The sequence below is a fragment of the Planktothricoides raciborskii GIHE-MW2 genome, from assembly GCF_040564635.1.
GTDB lineage: Bacteria > Cyanobacteriota > Cyanobacteriia > Cyanobacteriales > Laspinemataceae > Planktothricoides > Planktothricoides raciborskii.
The window spans coordinates 2,112,245-2,132,261 of the sequence record NZ_CP159837.1 but is presented as its reverse complement, the minus strand read 5'-3'; the positions used below and the strand labels follow the sequence as shown (position 1 = coordinate 2,132,261).

The following is a 20,017-nucleotide window of genomic DNA, read 5'->3' as shown; positions in this document are numbered from 1 at the left end:
GTTTATAGGCGGGGATATCTTATTTCCTCTTTATAGATTTCCTCTTTATAGCTATATAGCAATTGTCATACTTATGAAGTACAAAAAAACCTGTCATTCCCGCGCAGGCGGGAATCCAGAAAACCTCTGTACTTCCGAAGGGACAATAACCGCTATATGATCTGGCGGGTAACTTGAGAGGGGAGTTAAATGCCTGCCCCTGCCGCAAAAATTTCCTCCCGTAATTGAGCTTGGGAGACAAACGCTCCGGCTGGTACACTACGGGTTAGCCAAACATTGCCGCCTATGGTTGCTCCTTGACCTATGGTGACTCGACCGAGAATTGTTGCCCCGGAATAAATCACTACATCGTCTTCGATAATTGGATGACGGGGATTGCCTTTGATTAAACTGCCAGATTCGTCGCGAGGAAAACTTTTTGCCCCCAAAGTAACGGCTTGATAAATCCTGACGCGATCGCCAATTATAGTCGTTTCACCAATTACTACTCCTGTACCGTGATCGATAAAGAAACTATTGCCAATAGTAGCCCCAGGATGAATATCTATTCCCGTTTCTGAATGACCTATTTCAGCAATAATTCTCGCTAATAAAGGCGATTCAAGACGATACAAAGCATGAGCGATTCTATGATAAGTAATTGCCGTAATCCCAGGATAGCAAAACAGCACTTCGTCTAAATTTTTCGCCGCTGGATCGCCATCATAAGCAGCAACAACATCAGTTTCTAGCAGTGTTTTTATTTCTGTTATTTGCTCGGCAAAAGCCTGAACTATTGACCTAGCTTTGACCCGAATTTTAGATTCTTCTACCTGATTTTCTGAAGCAATTAACCACTGCTCGCGGTGGATTTGATGTTCGAGTAATTGCAAAGCTTCATTGAGAGTATGACCGATAAAATAACGAATAGAAGTTTCTCGGAGATCGGGATTGCCAAAGTGGAAGGGAAATAAAGCCGCCCTGAGTTTATCGACCATCCGAAATAAGATTTTTCGGGATGGCAAAGGAACGTAATTTCGCTCTTGTGAACAAGTCTGAAAAGCCTGCTTTCGAGGCTGGGATAAGGCTGTAATCACCGGATCAATATCCCATGCGGTTTTGCTAATGGGGCTATAAGTTAGGGCAATATAGCTATCATTGGTCATTGTTTCTTCTCAGCGACGACTGGGGTAAATCTTGGGATATCTGAAAGCAAATCAGACTGCTAAACCTTCCTCGTTAAATACTCCTTGGAACAGGGGGGTACTGAGATAACGTTCACCAGAGTCAGGCAAAATAACCACAATAGTTTTGTCCTGATTTTCTGGTCTTTTAGCAAGTCTGGCTGCCACTGCTGTCGCTGCTCCGCAGGAAATACCTGATAAAATTCCTTCTTCTCTAGCTAACCGTTGAGCGTAGAGAATTGCTTCTTCATTCGTCACAGTTTCTACGGCATCAATTATTGATAAATCCAGCACTTCTGGGACAAAACCTGCACCAATGCCCTGGATTTTATGCGGGCCTGGTTTAACTGGAATTCCGGCAAGGGTTTGGGATATAACTGGGCTGGCTTCGGGTTCTACTGCTACGGATAATATGGGCTTACCTTGAGTGTGTTTAATATATCGGGATACGCCGGTAATTGTTCCGCCTGTACCTACTCCTGAAACCAGAATATCGATCGCTCCTGCGGTTTCTTCCCAGATTTCTGGCCCCGTGGTCTGCTCATGGATCCGGGGATTTGCTGGGTTACGAAACTGTTGCAATAAAACATAGCGATCGGGATTAGAAGCGGCAATTTCCTCAGCTTTTTCTACTGCCCCCACCATGCCTTTTGAGCCTTCGGTTAAAATTAGATTTGCTCCATAAGCCCGCAGCAATTTCCGTCGTTCCAAACTCATCGTTTCAGGCATTGTTAAGGTAATGGGAATTTTTTTAGCCGCAGCCACAAAAGCTAAGGCAATTCCTGTATTACCACTGGTGGGTTCAACTATTTCTTTACCGGGTCCTAATAAGCCTCGTCGTTCTGCATCCCAAATCATCGACGCACCAATGCGGCATTTAACCGAATAGGCTGGGTTACGGCCTTCAATTTTAGCCAGAACAGTCGCCCTACTATCACCGACTACACGGTTTAAAAGGACTAGGGGAGTCCTACCGATGGCGAGACTGTTGTCTAAAAACCATTTCACCATATTCAAGACTCCTGATTATGGATTTCGGGACTGATGTTGCGCCAGGTCTAAAATTAGGGCGACAACGTGCTTTTCAATCTGTAAATGTACTATACACGAATTAAAAAACATTTGCAATACATTCATGTTTTTTTTAGTATTTTGTGTTTTTCGAGTTGTGTAACCGCTATATTCTTTGCTATACAAGGGTTTCAGCTACTCGCTGCTGTGGAAAGTCAACCTCTGTCAAGGAAAATACCTCCCTCTCCGAGAATTTGTCGGGCCGGTGACACCAAAAACGCTTCTTCCTGACCCAAAAGCGCTCCGCTCAAATATTCAACAAAACCAGAACTTACGCAAAACGCTATTGGTAGGGTGTTGTTCCGAGCGGTAACGCACCAATACCCCAGATATAGATTCGTTGCGTAAGTCCTAAAAACTTGAGGTTATAGCGGTTATTGTCGGAATTACAGAGGTTTTCTGGATTCCCGCGAAGGCGGGAATGACAGGTTTTTTTGTACTTCATAACTATGACAATTGCTATATACCAATCAAATTTGATAGTACCAAGTGCTGTAGTCCTCTTTGAGGACAATTCTTTTAGAATTTCTAGAAATTAATCCTTCCGATTCAAATTGTTTGAGTAAACGAGTAACTGTCACTCGAGTCATTCCGCATAATTCGGCTAAATCTTGATGGGTCAACGACACATCAATTAAATATCCCTCACTGACACGATGTGCAAAACGCTGAGATAACCAGTTGAGAACATTCAGCAAAATAAACCAAGCGCTGTGATTGCCACGAGCCATAAGTAAATCCTCAGTATTTTGCCAGTAGTTTAAAATTAATTCAGATGAAGGTTGCCAATAAATTTTCGGAATTGGCATCATTTGAACTGGAGTTAATGCTTCTATTAAATAGGGAGAAATTCGCGATAAAGGTTTACCAACAATATCATCAACCAGCCAAATACCTGTGCAGACAACTGTATTGTCATCTGCATAACTTATAGTACGAACAACTCCTTTTTGGATTAACCAAAAAAAGTTGTTATCTTCATACAAAAACTCTCTTCTGGTTAAAAATCTAGGCGGTCTTTTGGGAATTTTTCTAATTTCTTCTTCGTTAATTTTGTATGGTGAATTAATCATGTTTTTCTGTATTAGAATAACTACTTACTATAGCAATCCTATATAAGTTGTGGAATTGACCCTCACCCCCAACCGACGCCTGCCCAAAATGGAAGAGGGGAGCAGCTTCATAAATCCTGCACGGACTGCTATATAGATGGTTTGGAGGAGTGAAGATTTACGGGCGAATTTGTCGAGTTTTTCTAAACCAAAATCGGCGTTTTTTTGTAAAATTTTGCCTATTTGATTTTGCTTTGCTCTTCTGGGGTAAGAGGGTTCTGCTGTTGTTCCAGGGAAGTGAGAAAGGCTTAGATGATATCTTCGTTATTCATTTTTTTTGGAAGCGGAACAGAGATATGGCATTCAATGGGGAGCGGGTAGGTGATTTTCAGGTTTCAACGTCAAACACGGTATCCACTTAGCGAACTGTTGAATAACCCTTGACATCACCCAGACCTCACTTACCCGATTGGCGGATTGACTGGCAAAACTTGTTAGCCAGATCCTCAAAAGTCCTTTCCCTCTGGGAGAGATGTTGGGGGTGAGGGCGATAGACTTTTGTCAGTCAACCAGCCTACCCCCTCTAAGGTCTAGCTGGCCTAGACGTTAGGATCGCGTCCGGTGGCCACGGGCAGATCGGGCTGGGACGAATACTCTGTCCATGAGCCTTCATACAGTCGCACGTTGGGATAACCCAGCACGTGCTTGAGCACCACATATTGCAGAGAAGCTTCCCGCCCGGTGCTGCACGTCATAATGATCGTGTCGTTGGGGGTAACATTGCGGCGGGCGAGCAGGGCGCGGATTTCATCCAGGGTCTTGATTTGGTGGAAGTTGTCTTCACCCAAGGTGAAGGTAGGCCAGGGGATATTCTTCGCGCCAGGGATGTGGCCATTGCGGATGAACAGATTCTCTTCTCCGGCAAACAGGGCGGCAGGACGAGGATCAATGAAGGTGACTTGGGCGCTACGGTTATTCACAATCGATCGCACTTCGTCTAGGGAAACCCGGATGGCGGAGTTGTCGCGTAGGGTAAAGTTGCCTCGCTGGTACTGCGGGAACTCTTTGGTCACGGGTAGGTTGGCATCTCGGTAGGCTTTGAATCCGCCATTCAAGATAGAGACCTGACCGGAATGACCAACCCGCTCCAGCAGGTAGGCCACCTGGGTGCTGCCCAGGATGCTGTTGCCGTCGGAATAAATCACCAGATGGCTGTTGTTGTTCACCCCGGCATCTTGGAACAGGGATTCAATCTTCTGCTGTTCCCAAAACTGCACCGGCAGGCGACCGTTGGGGCCACGGAAGGTATTGTCGGCAATGTTCACCGCCCCCGGAACGTGGGCATTGATGTATTCCAGTGGATTAATCCGCACATCCAAAATCCGCAGGTTGGCATCCTGGGAATGCTCCGCCACCCACTGGGGAGTAACAAAATCAATCGTCGTGGCCGCCTGACTGGGATGCACCAGTCCGGGCAGCGTCACCACGGCCAGCGCCGCGACAATAAAGGAAACGATCTGTATTTTCCAGATCCGCAGTTGCTTAAACATTGTCTTGAGACTCCTGTGTTTGTCTACTGGTGTGTATCTACTGAATTTCAACTTTTCTTTTCACTTCTAATTGCCTACCCGCCACTCCCTACCTCTTCACCAGCTTCGATGTACAGGGAATCTTGCTGCGATCGCCGCATATTCGCCACCGAAATCACCTCCAGCAGCCGCCCCTTGCTCAGGGTGATGGCCTCCAGTTTCTAGACAGTACATTGGGGCGACAAGGTGCTTGTCAATCTGTAAATCGAACTATACATGAATTTAAAAACATTTGCAATACGTCTGTAAATGTTTTTTGTATTTTATTGGTTTCGCTGAGTTGTGTAAATGCTGGATTCTTCGCTAGACAAGGGTTTCAGCTACTCGCTGCCGAGGGGAGTCAACCTCTGTCAAGGAAAATACCTCTTTGCCGGATTTGCCATAATTCCCCGAAGCCGAGTCATCCCCCCGCTCCCCCGCCCCCAGAAACATCCTCTGATTCATCATTGCATGACAGCAACAAGCGGTTTTAACCATGATTGGCTTCCAGGGCATTATGATAATGAACAGTATCGGCAAACAAGACTTTTCAGCTTGCTCAAGGCTGTATAACCAAGGCATTGCCCAGGCTAAACAGTAAATCAAGGACTGAAAAGCGATCGCGGATCAAAGATCCTAAACAAAGGGTGCGCCGAAAGGCTTCGTAGATTAGCCTGCCGATGTATTGTAACTATCGACTGACCTTTGATTAACCTTGATGAACCTTGATGTGTTAGGGCTAAAATATCCAGCGGTAAACAGCAGACGACTAATCACAAAAATCTACAATTGCCGAATTAATTGTGACTGGCAGCTAAATAACTGGTTACCCGGAGTCAAACTCCCCTTGCAGCAGGAGAGCGGTGCATGAGTGCGAAAGCTAAAAATAAGCCGAAAATTTTGCTTGTGGATGATGAAGCCTCAAATCTCGAGCTACTTTATCGCACGTTATATCGAGATTATGAGGTATTTCAAGCGAGTAATGGTCTGCAAGCTTTAGAGATTTTAGCCCAAGATCAGGAGATTGCCGTCATTGTCTCCGATCAGCGGATGCCGTTAATGAGTGGAACCGAACTCCTCAGCGTGACAGCGACCCAGTACCCGGATATTATTCGGATTATTTTGACTGCTTATACGGACGTAGAAGATTTGGTGGATGCGATTAACTCTGGCAAGGTGTTTAAATATGTCACCAAACCTTGGAAAACCGACGAACTGCGAACCTTGGTCAGCCAAGCGGTGGATACTCACAATGTGCTGAAAGCTCGCACTACCGAACTCTGCCGCACGTTGCGCCAAGAGTCCCTGTTGAATGCGGTGATTAACACCATTCGATCGCGCACCAGTGAAGCGGAAATCCTTCAGACCATTGTGGAAACCGTGGGTCAAATTTTTGACGTGAGTTACTGCATTTTGCGGCCATTGCACGATGGACGGTTGGCGGATGAATGGTTTCTCTATCAAAACAAAAAAGATAGACCCATAGAGGTGAGAGGGAAGAGGAAAGAGGAAAAAGCCAGAGAAACTGAACCTATTTCACCTCAGTCACCTCAGTCACCTCAGTCCTCCCACTGGGAAATTTCCGACAGTCTGCTGGCTCAAACTTTATGGGAAACCACGGATATACTGGTGATTAATGACGTAGAAACCGACGAGCGCTTTCAAGAAAACACCCCAGAAATCGCTCAACGGCGACAAACCTACGCCGCTGCCAATATTCGTTCTAGTTTGATTGTGCCTTTAATGTTCCGCCTGGATCTGCTGGCGGTTTTAGCCTTGCATCAATGCGGTCAGCCTCGGGTCTGGAAAGATGATGAAGTGCAACTGGGGTTTATGGTCGCGGATCAAGCTTCTCTCTCGTTGTCCCAAGTGCGAGCTTATGAACAAGTCCAAGCTTTAGCTAAACGCGAAGCTCTGATTAACACGATTACCACATCCATTCGCTCTAGTCTCAACCCGAAAGATATTTTTGCGGCGATTACCCAGCAACTGGGAGAAGCGTTGCAGGTGGATGGTTGTGCCTTGTCTCTTTGGACGGAAAATGATGAGTATGTCCAATGTGTGGGCTTGTACGAAAAAGGCGGTTCTTCGGTGGTCCGAGGAGAAGGGGATCATCCCCCGAATGCCATTCTCGACCAGGGAGAAATCCCTCGTATGGATTCAACGGCGATCGGGCGATCGCTGCCCCGGTCTGTAGTGCCGATATCGGGAAATCCGGTGCATCAGCAACTCCTCGCCACCCAAGAACCTGTGGTGATTAAGGATCTACAGGATATGCCCGAACTGGAAATGCTGGATATTCCTGTAGGCATGGATCACACCCAAGAGCAATTTCTCTCCCCGTCTAGAGCTCTGTTGGTGGTGCCATTGCTTTCTGATGGCAAAATTATCGGCAGCATTTCCCTGCGCCATCATCACACCCCTCGTCGCTGGCTGCCTTCCGAGATTGATTTGGCTCAAGCAGTGGCCGCCCAAGCCGCGATCGCGGTGCAGCAGTCTCGGCTTTATCAAACCACCCGACAACAAGCGGAAAGACTTCTGGAACTTGATCGCCTCAAAACCGAATTTTTTCAGAATATTTCCCATGAATTTAGAACCCCCTTAACCCTCACCATTGGGCCATTAGAGTCCGCCGTTCAACATCAGAAAGATTTACCCTTAGAACAGGCAGAAATTGCCCTGAGAAATTGTCGCCGCTTACTGCGATTAGTCAATCAACTGCTCAACTTACAGCGCCTCGATGCCGGTCGGATGCAGCCGACGTTTCGCCCCTGTAATTTCATTGAATTTGTTGAACAAACTGTGGATACTTTTCGCCATTACTGTGAGCGAAAAGGACTTTATTTAGAAACTAGAATTAGTTATTGTCCACCCCTTTATTTGGACTTAGAAAAGTTTGATAAAGTTTTGTATAACTTGCTCTCCAATGCCATGAAATTTACCACTCCACCGGGTAGCATTACCGTTTCCGTGGAACAAAGTGGCAATTATTGTATGTTACGGATTAAAGATACGGGGATTGGGATTAGAAATGACCAAATCCCCCATTTATTTGAACGCTTTCGCCAAGCAGAAGGTTCGGTCAGTCGGTCTTATGAAGGCAGTGGATTAGGATTAGCATTAGCCAAAGAATTAGTCCAACTTCATGGAGGTCAAATTACCGTTGAATCCGTGTATGAAAAAGGCAGTACCTTTACGGTTTGGCTGCCTATTGGTTGCTCTCATTTGCCCCCAGAGCAAATTATTGAAGTGCCTACGGGAGTGATGCCCAGTCGAGTGGATGTGGAATTAGCAGATTTAGAAGTGGAAACAGAAATCGACAATTCCGAAGAAGATTTAAGAAGATTAGCCGCAGAAATTATTAGCGCCGAAGCCGCTAATAACGCATCCGCAAATCTGAGGAATGGGGAAACCAAACTCTTGACTGATTCACTGGTAAAACCTCATCCTTTGATTTTAATGGTGGATGATAATTCAGACTTGCGGCATTATGTGGCAGGAATTCTCAAAGAACAACAGTATCTCACTATTTTAGCTCGCAATGGCGCCGAAGGATTTCAAATGGCGCAAAAATATCAACCAGATTTAATTGTGGCGGATTTAATGATGCCTTTAGTATCGGGATTGGATCTGATTAGAATGGTGCGCGATTCCGAAAATTTAAAGGGAATTCCGGTGATTTTATTAACGGCTAAAGTGAATGAAGATACTCGGGTCGAAGGGGTAGAACAAGGGGCAGATGCTTATTTGGGCAAGCCATTTAATGACCGAGAATTGTTGGCATTGGTGCGGAATCTTTTGGCGTTGAAAGAAAATGAACGACGAGTAAAAGAGTTGAATAGTTATTTAACTGAGTCGGTGTTAAAACGGTTTTTACCTCCAGGGATGGTACAAAAAGCCGCGAGGGGAGAATTGCAGTTAGATTTAACGCCAGAACCTCGGTTAATTACGATTTTGTTTAGTGATATTGTCGGCTTTACTCAAATGTCGAATAATTTGCGATCGCGCCGAGTGGCGGAAATATTAAATGAATATTTAGATGCCATGACTCAGGCAGTTTTTGAGCATTCGGGAACTGTGGATAAATTCGTGGGGGATGCGATTATTGCGATTTTTGGCGCACCAGAAGAATGCACCCCCAATGAACAAGTGACCAATGCTTTAGCCGCTGCTAGAAAAATGCAGCGATCGCTGATTCAACTTAATAAAAAATGGCAAGCCCAAGGACTCCCAGAGGTCAAGTTTCGCTGTGGCATTCATCAAGGAACGGCGGTGGTGGGAATGTTTGGTAATGCGGAACGGTCTGACTATACGGCGATCGGGCCGAGTGTGAATATTGCCGCCCGACTCCAAGAAGCCTCTGAACCGAATCGAATTTTAGTTTCCGCCGCTGTCGCGGACTATTTGAATGATGATGAAATTATCAAGTATCAGCCCTTAAAACTCAAAGGGATTGATGAAACGGTTTTAACATTTTTGGTGAAGAATTGATTAGATTTATTGTAGGGGCGTGATCTTTCTCGCAGGAGAAACCGGGTTTCTGGGTTCCTACCGGGGCGATCGCGCAGCGTGCCGGAGGCATATCGTTTAGCAGCCTACAAGAAACCCGGTTTCTGAAGCGGAGGGACTTTCGGGGCTTACGGAGCAGGGGGCAGGGGGGTCCGCCGTCGGATGAGGGGATGAGATGTAGGGGCGCTACGTCCAAGCGCCCTTATGCTTCCCCGCTCCGGAAGCTCCTCTGCTCCGGGGCAACCACCGCCACGGAAAAGCCCCTACCTCTGTCCTCCTCTGCACCCCCGCTCCTCCGCCCCCCCGCTCCCCCGCACCCCCGCCCCCCCGCACCCCCGCTAATTAAACTTCTGGGTGCCAGGTGCCATGAAATCCCATCGGCACTATTTCTGGTAGGGCTAAACGACAGACTGGGTTTTCATCCAGGCGATCGCTGTCAAAAATCCAGACCTCACTTTTGCCATCATCGTTGCCATCATCATTGCCATCAAAGACGACGGCGATCAGCCAGCCCTGTTGCGGATTTTCGGGATTAGATATATACAGTGGTTCTGTGGGATAGCGATTAGCCCCTAAGTCCGCTGCGGTGAGGGTTTGGGTCTGATGGTCATAGCGGGCGATCGCGCCTAAAAGTTCCTCCCCAATATTCACATCTTCTCGATGCAAGGATAAATAGGTAAACCGGGCCGGTTGTCCCACCGCTGCCGGTGCCACCGAGGGAAATTCGCAACCCCTTTCTACCAGAGGTTCTTGGTCTTGCACCACCGCAGTTTTTGGGTCTAAATAAATCCGCCAGAGGGTGCCTTTGGCTATCGTTTGCGCCTGACCCGTGGCAACTTCTTTGAGATATTGATTGGTGGAAAAGTCTGCATATTTGACCAAATCCACGATTAAATTCCCCTGTTCATCCTGATATCCATTGCTAAAATGCCATTGAAACCAAGGATCGGTTTCATTGCCGCTGACCACTTCCAAGGTATCCCGGTTGATGATTAAAATTTGGGTTCCCAATTCAGGTCGCCACATTAGGGAATCACTAAAGCTTTTTAAGTGAAACAGGGCGGAGAATAGTTGCAACCGGACTGGGGAAATGAAAAAGACCAAATATTCACCCGCGAGTACAAAGTCGTGAATTAAGGGCACTCCATCGATTTCCACGGTGGAATGTTTTTGGATTTTGCCAGCGCGATCGCATACATAAAGATGTAATAGGGAATTTTTGCCCGGTGTCACCCCAAAATTATAAATATTTCCCGTCAAGGGATCGCGCTTCGGGTGCGCGGAAAAAGTCCAACCGTTTTTTAGCCCTTCTAAGTTATCCGTTCCCCAGGTTTCCAGGGTTTGTAAATCCAAAGCGTAGGGATATCCTCCTTCCCAGAGGGCTAACAATTTATCCGGCAGGGCTAAAACCGAGGTATTGGCGGCATTTTTGACACTCTTGGTAAAGCGATCCCAGATAGAACCGGGCGGCATCATGCCATAACCAGCAAACAAAAACTCTCCAGCGGCTTCTTCTTCCTGATAACCGGCAGTTTGCACATATCGGTAAGAGGCGATCGCGCCAGCATCGGTAAAATGTACCGCCAACACCGCTCCATCCCCATCAAACCAATGGCCTACTTTCACCCCGTTTCGTTCTAAACGGGCTGGCCCATTTCTATACAAAGACCCGCGTAACCCAGGGGGCAACTCCCCAAAAATCACTGGCAACGTCACCGCCGTAAATTCCGTGGCGGGTCGTTCCAGGGCTTTTGACCAGCTTTTTAATGTCGGCAACGGATTCAACCTCACAATTTCCTGACAACTTAATTATTTAATTGTTATCATGCCATTCGGTCAGTTAACCAAGGGAGTCCACTGGTTTCAGATTAGATATAGAGTTCTTTTCTCCGCTCACTGGTTTTTGCCAAAATAACTTTGCTAAAATAACAGTCGTTGTATTACTTAGATTCATTTAGTCTTTGACTCAATCCATAGAAATATCCAGTATAGATACTCTTGCACAAGAGCTTGCAGCGATCCAACAAACTGGATCTAAACGAATTGCTATCTTAGGATCGCGTCATGTGCCGATTACTCATCAAAACTTAATTGAGTTAATGAGTTATGCCCTAGTTTTGGGCGGAAATCGGGTGATGACATCGGGATCCACTGGCACCAATGCAGCGGCGATCAAAGGAGCCATGCGAGCCGATCCCAATATGCTGACGGTTATTTTACCGCAAACCCTGGAGCGGCAACCCCGTGAATCCCGCGAACAGCTTTCCCGCGTGATCCATTTGGTGGAAAATTCCAGCAACGATCACTTATCTCTGGGGGAAGCAAGCACGTTATGTAATCGACAGATTATTTCTCGCTGTCAGCAACTCATCTGCTTTGCTTTTCACGACAGCCAAACCCTGCTGCAAACTTGCCAAGAAGCTGAGGAACAACGCCGTCTGGTTACGTTGTTTTATTTTGATTAAGACCGGGTTCTCGAACCTTGTGCTTTCTTTGCTATTTGAAATTAAGGCAAAGAATTTCCCTCAATTTCCATGACCGCTTCTATGACAGCACCGAAGTAGTGAGGCATTTTCTATTTTCTCACTGGGCTAAGTATTCAGAGATCGTCCCATTGAAGGCGATCGCCGATCCATTGGCTGATCGCGTTCTGGCAAATAATTTGCGATCGCTGAATTCTTATCCCATAAAAACATGGTTCCCACCTACATAGGAGAAAATTTCTAATTCATATCATTTCACTTCATGCCCACTACCAATCAAATACCCCCTGGCTGGAGAAAGTCCGTTTTCTCTATTCCCAGGGGGTATTTGTTATTTATAGTTATTTCAATTCTGCTTGATCTAATGCTGTAGGGGCGAATGGCCATTCGCCCCTACATACAGAAATTAAATCTCTTATTTAAATTAAAATTAATATAATTATATCGCTTTTAATTTATTGGATTTTTTCGCATCTAAGTAGGTGGGCAGAAATAACCACAGACCATATCAGAAGAAAAGAGGAAAGAGGAAAGAGGAAAGAGGAAAGAGGAAAGAGGAAAGAGGAAAGAGGAAAGTGAAAAGTGAAAAGTGAAAATAAATATCACTATTCACTATTCACTATTCACTCTTTTCTCTCTTCTCTATTCTCTCTCCTTCCTATATGCGGGAATCCAAAGCCTATCGGCGGGGAACGAAAAGTGCAATTAATTATGTTCACCTACTTAAGTAATTTAATATTAACCCAATAATACCCCGCTGTTTCCACGAAAGCAAGTTATTTTTTCCCACGGTTTGGGTGATGCGATCGAGGATAATTGCTAATAGAACAATTCCTAAACCGCCTACTGCTGCTAGTCCAATATCCAAACGTCCTACTCCTTGTAACACCATTAATCCTAAGCCTGGAACGGCAATCATTGAAGTCACTACAGACATAGATAATGCCATTAAAATTGCTTGATTTACCCCCGCTAAAATCGTTGGCATGGCTAGAGGAATTTGGGCTTCCCAGAGCACTTGGTTGGGGGTTGAACCAAAGGCGATCGCGGCTTCGACGACTTCTGCGGGTACTTGCCGAATGCCTAAATTAGTCAGACGAATTAAAGGGGGCAAAGCGAATATAATTGTCGCAATTACTCCCGGTACTTCCCCAATGCCAAACAGCATCACTACCGGCACTAAATAAACAAAAGTGGGCAAGGTTTGCATTACATCTAATAAAGGCTGGATGATTTTTTCCAGGCGATCGCTGCGAGCACAAGCAATGCCTAAAGGAATTCCTATGACTAGACAAAATATCACCGCCGTTATGACTAAAGACAGGGATACCATTGCTTCTTCCCAAATGCCCAAAAAACCAATTAAAGTTAACCCAATTAAGCTATAAATAGCCATTTTTCTGCCAGCTATTTGCCACGCGATCGCCCCCAATATGACTAAGAATATTAAGGGTGGGGTAGCTACAAAAATTGATGCAATACTTTCTAAAATTACCTTAATCGGCAAGGCAATCGCTTGAAATACAGGCCTAAATTGTTGCACTATAAAATTAATTAACGCCGTAATCCAATCATCCAGCGGAATTGTATAACTCTCGAAAGGATTTAACAGCGAATTTAACCAAACTTGATGATAAGCCATGATAATTGCCAGTAAAATTATTTGAATCAGGTTGAAAAATATAGCTGGTATTATCGGGATTACTTTTTCTGGATTCCCGCGCGGGAATGACAGGGTTTTTTGTCCTTAATCACTCTGACAAGTGCTGTATATTTTTCAACCAAGAATAAATGGCTGTTATAGCGGTTTTCTACTGAGTAAACCACATTAACCGCCAGGGAATGAATCCCCGTAGGGGTCAACGGCCGTTGACCCCTACGGGGATTTCTATCCCCGCCTGCTGTGGTTTATTAATCTAAAAACCACTGTTATAGAAACATCTAAAAATGTATTCATTCAGCCGCTTGTTTAGCTTGTGCTAACCAACTATCAAACAGGGCTTGATTTTGGCTGACCCATTCTGCCCCATGACGGCGAATATCTTTGACCCGATTTTCCCCATTTTTAATTCTTAAGCTTTCAGCATTCATATCAGCGACGGGAATTTTCACTAATTCAAACCAGCGTTTAGCCACTGGATTTTTGGCCAAAAAATTAGGATTGGCCACAATTCGCTGCTGAGTTCTGACTAAGCCAAAATTTTTGCCATTCATCACCGTATCTTTTGCGGTGATTTTGCCCATACTTTCCGGCAGAGAAGTAAAAGGAACTTCTAACCAAACCACGTCGCGATCGGGCTGAAAAACTGCACCAATCCAGTGGGGATTATAGGCAAAGAAAATAATCGATTGCCCTTGTTGGTAACGGGCGATCGCATCAGCCATTAATGCCGCATAATTGCCTCTATCTTGCTCAACAGTTTGCTCAAGTCCGTAAGCTTTAATTTGATGGTCGATCGCTAATTCACAAACCCAACCAGGAGTGCATCCGACTAAATTTGCCTTGCCATCGCCATCAGAGTCAAAGAGTTTGGCCAGTTTGGGATCTTGCAATTGGGCGATATTTTTGATATTATATTTAGTGGCAGTTTTTTGATCGATTTGATAGCCAGCGATGCCGTCGGGAGTAATAATTCCCACGGGCTGAAGTTTGGCTTGTCCCCCAGCATTTTCAAAAAATAGTTGGTGTGCCGGGTCATAGTAAACGGTGCTATAATCTAAATCCCCATTGGCGATCGCCAGATAAAGAGCCGGGTAATCTAATTCTTTGGGCGACGCTATTTTATAGCCCAATTTTTCTAAACCCATATTCACAATTTCTATTTGAAATCGCTCATCAATCCAACTACTATGGGCGGAACGAATAGTTAATTGTGGTGCGGAAGATGTTTGATTGTCTGTAGATTTTATCTGCGGTTGACAGGCAGTTAAGCCAGTTAATACCGTGCCGAATACGCTGCTTAATACGGTGATGAGGACGAGTTTTTGCCAGGGTTTTGGGGATGGTTGGAATATCATGGTTTTTTTTCAGGGTAAACTAATTATTTGCAAAATGCGGTGACAGGACTCAGACTGTTTAAGATATCGGATATTTGAATTGTCCCCATCAATTTTTCTTGGTCATCAACGACAGCGATCGCCTGGTTGAGTTGACAAAGGGGAAAGATATTTTCTACAGGGGTTACAGCGCTGACAATGGGAAATTGGCGGGTCATAATTTCGGTAATATCCTCTTTTCCTAGGGCGATCGCTGCTTCCAGAGTGGTTCGGTTGAGCAAACCCACGGGTTTACCATTGGAGGAAATCACATACATTTGGGTTAATTGATTTGCTGACATTTGTTCAAGTGCAACTTTGGCCGATTCACCCAAAATTAATGATACAGTTTCACGGGCAATTGTACCCGCTTTTAGGACTTGCGCCCGGTTAACATCTTGAAGGAAAGCGCGGATATAATCGCCCTGGGGTTGAGTGATTAAGTCTTCCGGTTGACTCACTTGAACAATGCCGCCATCTTTCATCACCGCAATGCGATCGCCCAATCTTAAAGCCTCGTGAATATCGTGGCTAATAAACACAATCGTCTTGTGCAATTCTGTTTGCAATCGGAGTAACTCGTCCTGCATTTCTCGGCGAATAATTGGGTCAAGGGCACTAAACGGTTCATCCATCAATAAAATATCCGCATCCGTCGCCAAAGCGCGGGCTAAACCTACCCGTTGCTGCATCCCCCCACTCAGGGAAGAAGGCAAATAATCAGCCCATGCTTCTAAACCCACCCGTGCCAAATTTTCCCAGGCTTTTTCACGACATTTAACTTTGCTGACTCCGCGAATTTTCAATCCATAAGCCACATTTTCCGCCACGGTTTTATGGGGCAATAAACCAAATCCTTGAAAAACCATCGACACCTTAGTTAAGCGAATTTCCCGCAGTCTTTTTTCATCCATCCGCACCACATCTTCTCCATCAATATAGATATGTCCGCTGGTGGGATGAATCAATCGGTTAAGACAACGCACCAGGGTAGATTTGCCGGAACCGGATAATCCCATGATCACAAATATTTCTCCCTGGGCGATCGACAGAGAAACATCGGCAATGCCCACAACATGATTGGTTAATTGTAAAATTTCATCTCTGGTTTTTCCCTCGCGAAAAAGTTGCAAAGCATACCGAGGGTTGGAACCATAGATTTTAATCAGATGTTCAATTTGAATTTTCGGCATTAAATTCATAAAAAAATATACTTTTATTGGGGCAAAAGAAACCGGGTTTCTGTTGTCAGGAACAAGGATAACTGTGGTAACCAGAAAAGAAACCCGGTTTCTGGGTTTCGTAGCTGGTTTTTGTTCCTTGGGGGAAAAGAAACCGGGTTTCTGTTGTCAGGAACAAGGATAACTGTGGTAAGCATAAAAGAAACCCGGTTTCTGGGTTCGGTCTCTGGGTGTGTTTTCTCAACCTAACCTAAAAATCAAAAGGTGATTTCGGCTTATTTTGAGATGTTTCGGGATTGTAAACGGGTTTAATCGGGTAAGGTATGGTAATTCCTTCGATTTGATACCGCTTAAATAGCTTTTTAATAAATTCATGTTTAATCAACAAATGATCGATAAATTCTTTGACCTCCATATAAACCGTGAAATTAATACTAAAATAGCCAAAACTATGATACCGGATAAATGGTTTAAAATTAGAAACACCTCCGGGAACATCTCGCATAATTTCTTTGGCAACTTCCAGAGTCACTCTTTCAACTTTTTCTAAATCACTATCATAACTGACTCCCACTTCTACTAAAATCAGCATGGTTTTTTCCGGGAGATGATAATTTTTAAAGGTAGAGGCAACCAGTTCCGCATTGGGAACGATAATTAAATTATTGGGATATTCTCGAATTGTGGTATGTCGCCAAGTCACATCAGTAACATATCCTTCTTCTCCGGTTTCTAGTTTGACATAATCTCCGGGATTAACTTTGCGAGACATAATTAAATTAATCCCACAAAATATATTTGATAGGGTACTTTGTAGGGCTAAACCCACGGAAATTCCCCCGACCCCTAATGCGGTGAGTAATGGGGTGATGGAAATTCCCAGGGATTGCAGGATGATTAAGAAGCCAATGATAAAAATTAATAGTCTGGTGAGGTTTTCAAACAAAGATGTTAATGGTAAAAAACCTTCGGCTGTTTGACTATAGAGGCGAATAAATCCAATGGCTATTTTAGAGAAAAATAGGGTGGTATAGCCTAAGATAATAATTAAAATTAATTGAGATAAAAATGACTGCCATTTAGGGCCAAGAGAGCTACTAATTAGGGCAGCATAAATTCCGGCTACAAAGAAAATTAAGAAAGGAATTCCCCGCACAGAGTCAGTTAGGAATCGATTGAATTTAACTCCTCGTTGAATCAGGATTTTTTTGACTTGGCTAACAATTCTTTTTTCAAAGATGATTCCGCCAATCAAACCAGCGAGGATTAATCCAGTTGGGACTAATAATTTAATTAATATTGCACTAGAAATCATGGGAGTTTCCTTGGGCTTCAGGGGCAGGGGTGTGGGGTTTAGGGAAGAGTGAATAGTGAATAGTGAATAGTGAATAGTGAATAACGAATAGTGAATAGTGAATAGCAAATAGTGATATTTCTTTTGTACGGGCTTCCTTGCGAAGCCCATGCCGTCAGGCTATATGGCCATTCGCCCCTACCACTTTTGTACGGGCGAATGGCCATTCGCCCCTACCACTTTTCACTTTCTTCCCGATGGCGGCTCCACACCCTACACCCTACACCCCACCTCTAGGCTTACTGCTATAATGTAACGATTATTGTCAGGACAAAGACACTGATGGCCAGAAACGAACTATTACAAATTCGCCTAACTGGACAGGAAAAAGAGCGTTTGCAAGCAGAAGCAGAACGACGCGAGGTTTCTATGTCGGAAGTGATTCGTGACTATATTAAGAGATTGCCAAAAGTTAAGAAAAAATTCTAATATTGCTTAAGATTGCTTAAGATTGCTTAATCGTGTCTGTCTTCTAGGTTAGGGATTGGGTCTGTGTAAATTTTTCGCATTAAATCCTTAGTATGCCTGAATTTTAGCCGGTTTTAGCCCGATCGCTCTCACTCCACGAGAACTCACCAACATCGCCAGAGATATTGGCCAATATTATTGTTATTGCTTAGGAAATAATATGTCTAAACCAAAAGTTGCCCCGTATGGATCGTGGAAATCCCCCATTACCTCGGATCTGATTGTCGCTGGATCGGTGGGACTGGGGGGGATTACTTGGGACGGTGCAGATATTTATTGGTTGGAGATGCGCCCTTCGGAAGGTGGACGGAATGCGATCGTGCGTCGAACTCCCGATGGCAAAATTGCCGACTGTACGCCGAGGGACTTTAATGTTCGCACCAGGGTGCATGAGTATGGCGGCGGTTCGTTTGCGATCGCCGATGGGACGATTTACTTTTCTAATTTTGCCGATCAACGGATCTATCGCCAAACTCTTGACGGTCAACCGGAACCTATCACCCCAGAAGGTGCGATGCGTTATGCCGATTATATCCTGGATCGAGAACGGGGACGGTTGATTGCAGTCCGGGAAGACCATCGGGGAGAAGGGGAACCAATTAACACTATCGTCAGCATTAATCTACATAATTCCGAAGATATCCAAATCTTAGTTTCGGGAAATGATTTTTACTCTAATCCCCGCCTCAGCCCCGACGGAAAACAACTTTGTTGGGTTACTTGGAATCATCCGAATATGCCCTGGGATGGGACAGAATTATGGGTTGCCTCTGTCCGTGAGGATGGATCTTTGGCCAAGGCTGAATTAATCGATGGTGGACCGAATATTTCTATTTTTCAGCCAGAGTGGTCGGAGGATGGGTCGTTATATTTTGTCTCTGACCGTACCGGCTGGTGGAATCTTTATAAATTCCAACAAGAAACGGAGATGCCTCTGTGTGAAATGGCCGCCGAATTTGGCCTACCGCAGTGGGTTTTTGGGATGTCTACTTATGCTTTAGCATCGCCAAATGAAATCATTTGCACTTATACTCAAAACGGAATTACTTGTCTGGCGAAGTTAAGCACCAAAACGGGCAAGCTGGAACCAATTAACACGCCTTATACTTCCATGTCTGGGCCGAAAGTTTCTGGGAATCAAGTGTTATTAATTGCTGGTTCGGCGACTACCCCGACTTCGGTGGTTTTGCTGGATTTAAATAGTGGCGAATTCCAGGTTCTCCGCAAGTCTTCCCAGTTAGAAATCGATCCGGGTTATTTGTCGGAACCGCAGTCGGTAGAATTTCCCACGGAACATGAACTCAGCGCTTATGGGATTTTTTATCCGCCGAAAAATCAGGATTACCAAGCCCCAGAAGGTGAGTTACCCCCGTTGGTGGTGAAAAGTCACGGCGGCCCGACCGCAGCAGCAGATAGCAGTTTGAATTTACGGATTCAATATTGGACTTCGCGGGGGTTTGCGGTGTTGGATGTGAATTATGGCGGCAGTACCGGGTATGGTCGCCAATATCGCGATCGCCTCAAAGGTCAATGGGGTGTGGTTGATGTGGATGATTGCGTGAATGGTGCGGCTTATTTGGCAGAACATGGATTTGTGGATGAAAATCGCCTCTGCATCGCTGGGGGGAGTGCGGGAGGCTATACTACCCTTTGCGCCCTGACATTCCGCGATCGCTTCAAAGCCGGAGCCAGCTACTATGGGGTGAGTGATTTAGAAGCTTTGGCCACAGATACCCATAAGTTTGAGTCCCGCTATCTCGATCGCCTGATTGGGCCTTATCCAGAAAAGAAAGAACTGTATCGTCAGCGATCGCCCATTCATTATTGCGATCGGCTTTCCTGTCCCGTCATATTTTTTCAGGGATTGGAAGATAAAATTGTGCCCCCGAATCAAGCGGAAATGATGGTTAATGCCCTGAAAGCCAAAGGTTTACCCGTCGCCTATATTGCTTATGAAGGAGAACAACATGGGTTTCGTCGGGCAGAAAATATCATCCGCACTATTGACGGAGAATTTTATTTTTACGCCAAAGTCTTTGCCTTTGAACCTGCCGAAGATTTGACACCTGTGCTGATTGAAAATTTATAGAACCGATAGAACCAGCGGAAAATATTCAGCTTTAGGTTGGCTA

Annotated in this window: 13 protein-coding genes; 4 read left to right on the top strand and 9 right to left on the bottom strand. The window is 45.0% G+C overall.

The annotated features are described in order from the left end of the window. Positions 1-185 precede the first annotated feature (185 nt). The 4 genes from epsC to ABWT76_RS08890 all read right to left on the bottom strand — a co-directional run bounded on the left by epsC (position 186) and on the right by ABWT76_RS08890 (position 4,836). Entirely contained in the window at positions 186-1,145 is a 960-nt protein-coding gene (gene epsC / locus ABWT76_RS08905; protein WP_054465622.1) for a serine O-acetyltransferase EpsC, read from the bottom strand. A gap of 51 nt (positions 1,146-1,196) precedes the next feature. Next, positions 1,197-2,174 carry a cysteine synthase A gene (cysK, locus tag ABWT76_RS08900; RefSeq protein WP_354635969.1) on the bottom strand — a complete coding sequence of 326 codons (978 nt, stop codon included), beginning with the start codon at positions 2,172-2,174 and terminating at the stop codon, positions 1,197-1,199. Positions 2,175-2,704: 530 nt separating this feature from the next. Next, positions 2,705-3,307, bottom strand: a complete 603-nt coding sequence (locus ABWT76_RS08895; protein ID WP_054465620.1) for a Crp/Fnr family transcriptional regulator — start codon at positions 3,305-3,307, stop codon at positions 2,705-2,707. A gap of 578 nt (positions 3,308-3,885) precedes the next feature. Continuing rightward, positions 3,886-4,836 carry a sulfurtransferase gene (locus ABWT76_RS08890; RefSeq protein WP_054465619.1) on the bottom strand — a complete coding sequence of 317 codons (951 nt, stop codon included), beginning with the start codon at positions 4,834-4,836 and terminating at the stop codon, positions 3,886-3,888. 885 nt (positions 4,837-5,721) lie between these two features. Here ABWT76_RS08890 and ABWT76_RS08885 point away from each other — a divergent pair. Then, entirely contained in the window at positions 5,722-9,345 is a 3,624-nt protein-coding gene (locus ABWT76_RS08885; RefSeq protein ID WP_054465618.1) for a response regulator, read from the top strand. A gap of 360 nt (positions 9,346-9,705) precedes the next feature. Here the strand turns inward: ABWT76_RS08885 and ABWT76_RS08880 are convergent, their stop codons facing one another. Further along, the gene (locus ABWT76_RS08880; RefSeq protein ID WP_354635968.1) at positions 9,706-11,139 is read right to left on the bottom strand and encodes a carotenoid oxygenase family protein; all 1,434 of its coding nucleotides are present in this window, start codon (positions 11,137-11,139) and stop codon (positions 9,706-9,708) included. Between the two features lie 185 nt (positions 11,140-11,324). Between ABWT76_RS08880 and ABWT76_RS08875 the strand changes: the two genes are divergently transcribed. Continuing rightward, positions 11,325-11,828 carry a hypothetical protein gene (locus tag ABWT76_RS08875; protein ID WP_054465616.1) on the top strand — a complete coding sequence of 168 codons (504 nt, stop codon included), beginning with the start codon at positions 11,325-11,327 and terminating at the stop codon, positions 11,826-11,828. Positions 11,829-12,561: 733 nt separating this feature from the next. On the opposite strand, the gene ABWT76_RS08870 is transcribed toward ABWT76_RS08875, so the two are convergent. The 4 genes from ABWT76_RS08870 to ABWT76_RS08855 all read right to left on the bottom strand — a co-directional run bounded on the left by ABWT76_RS08870 (position 12,562) and on the right by ABWT76_RS08855 (position 17,378). Next, positions 12,562-13,488, bottom strand: a complete 927-nt coding sequence (locus ABWT76_RS08870) for an ABC transporter permease subunit (protein ID WP_354635967.1) — start codon at positions 13,486-13,488, stop codon at positions 12,562-12,564. A gap of 311 nt (positions 13,489-13,799) precedes the next feature. Beyond that, positions 13,800-14,864: a glycine betaine/L-proline ABC transporter substrate-binding protein ProX gene (gene proX / locus ABWT76_RS08865; RefSeq protein WP_082348720.1), complete on the bottom strand. Its 1,065-nt coding sequence runs from the start codon at positions 14,862-14,864 to the stop codon at positions 13,800-13,802. Positions 14,865-14,887: 23 nt separating this feature from the next. Then, the gene (locus tag ABWT76_RS08860; protein WP_197285203.1) at positions 14,888-16,084 is read right to left on the bottom strand and encodes a glycine betaine/L-proline ABC transporter ATP-binding protein; all 1,197 of its coding nucleotides are present in this window, start codon (positions 16,082-16,084) and stop codon (positions 14,888-14,890) included. A gap of 229 nt (positions 16,085-16,313) precedes the next feature. Then, positions 16,314-17,378, bottom strand: coding sequence for a mechanosensitive ion channel domain-containing protein (locus ABWT76_RS08855; protein WP_354635966.1), 1,065 nt, complete (start codon positions 17,376-17,378; stop codon positions 16,314-16,316). A 321-nt stretch (positions 17,379-17,699) separates the two neighbouring features. Between ABWT76_RS08855 and ABWT76_RS08850 the strand changes: the two genes are divergently transcribed. Together ABWT76_RS08850 and ABWT76_RS08845 are read left to right on the top strand one after the other, a co-directional pair. Continuing rightward, positions 17,700-17,846, top strand: coding sequence for a ribbon-helix-helix protein, CopG family (locus ABWT76_RS08850; protein ID WP_054464637.1), 147 nt, complete (start codon positions 17,700-17,702; stop codon positions 17,844-17,846). Between the two features lie 199 nt (positions 17,847-18,045). Next, positions 18,046-19,974 (top strand): S9 family peptidase, encoded by a 1,929-nt coding sequence (locus ABWT76_RS08845; RefSeq protein WP_054464636.1) that lies wholly within the window; start codon positions 18,046-18,048, stop codon positions 19,972-19,974. Positions 19,975-20,017 lie beyond the last annotated feature (43 nt).

Excerpts from the sequence above, each read along its gene's own strand:
- epsC (WP_054465622.1), bottom strand. The coding sequence starts at position 1,145 with ATGACCAATGATAGCTATATTGCCCTAACTTATAGCCCCATTAGCAAA.
- cysK (WP_354635969.1), bottom strand. The coding sequence starts at position 2,174 with ATGGTGAAATGGTTTTTAGACAACAGTCTCGCCATCGGTAGGACTCCC.
- ABWT76_RS08895 (WP_054465620.1), bottom strand. The coding sequence starts at position 3,307 with ATGATTAATTCACCATACAAAATTAACGAAGAAGAAATTAGAAAAATT.
- ABWT76_RS08890 (WP_054465619.1), bottom strand. The coding sequence starts at position 4,836 with ATGTTTAAGCAACTGCGGATCTGGAAAATACAGATCGTTTCCTTTATT.
- ABWT76_RS08885 (WP_054465618.1), top strand. The coding sequence starts at position 5,722 with ATGAGTGCGAAAGCTAAAAATAAGCCGAAAATTTTGCTTGTGGATGAT.
- ABWT76_RS08870 (WP_354635967.1), bottom strand. The coding sequence starts at position 13,488 with ATGGCTTATCATCAAGTTTGGTTAAATTCGCTGTTAAATCCTTTCGAG.
- proX (WP_082348720.1), bottom strand. The coding sequence starts at position 14,864 with ATGATATTCCAACCATCCCCAAAACCCTGGCAAAAACTCGTCCTCATC.
- ABWT76_RS08860 (WP_197285203.1), bottom strand. The coding sequence starts at position 16,084 with ATGAATTTAATGCCGAAAATTCAAATTGAACATCTGATTAAAATCTAT.
- ABWT76_RS08855 (WP_354635966.1), bottom strand. The coding sequence starts at position 17,378 with ATGATTTCTAGTGCAATATTAATTAAATTATTAGTCCCAACTGGATTA.
- ABWT76_RS08850 (WP_054464637.1), top strand. The coding sequence starts at position 17,700 with ATGGCCAGAAACGAACTATTACAAATTCGCCTAACTGGACAGGAAAAA.
- ABWT76_RS08845 (WP_054464636.1), top strand. The coding sequence starts at position 18,046 with ATGTCTAAACCAAAAGTTGCCCCGTATGGATCGTGGAAATCCCCCATT.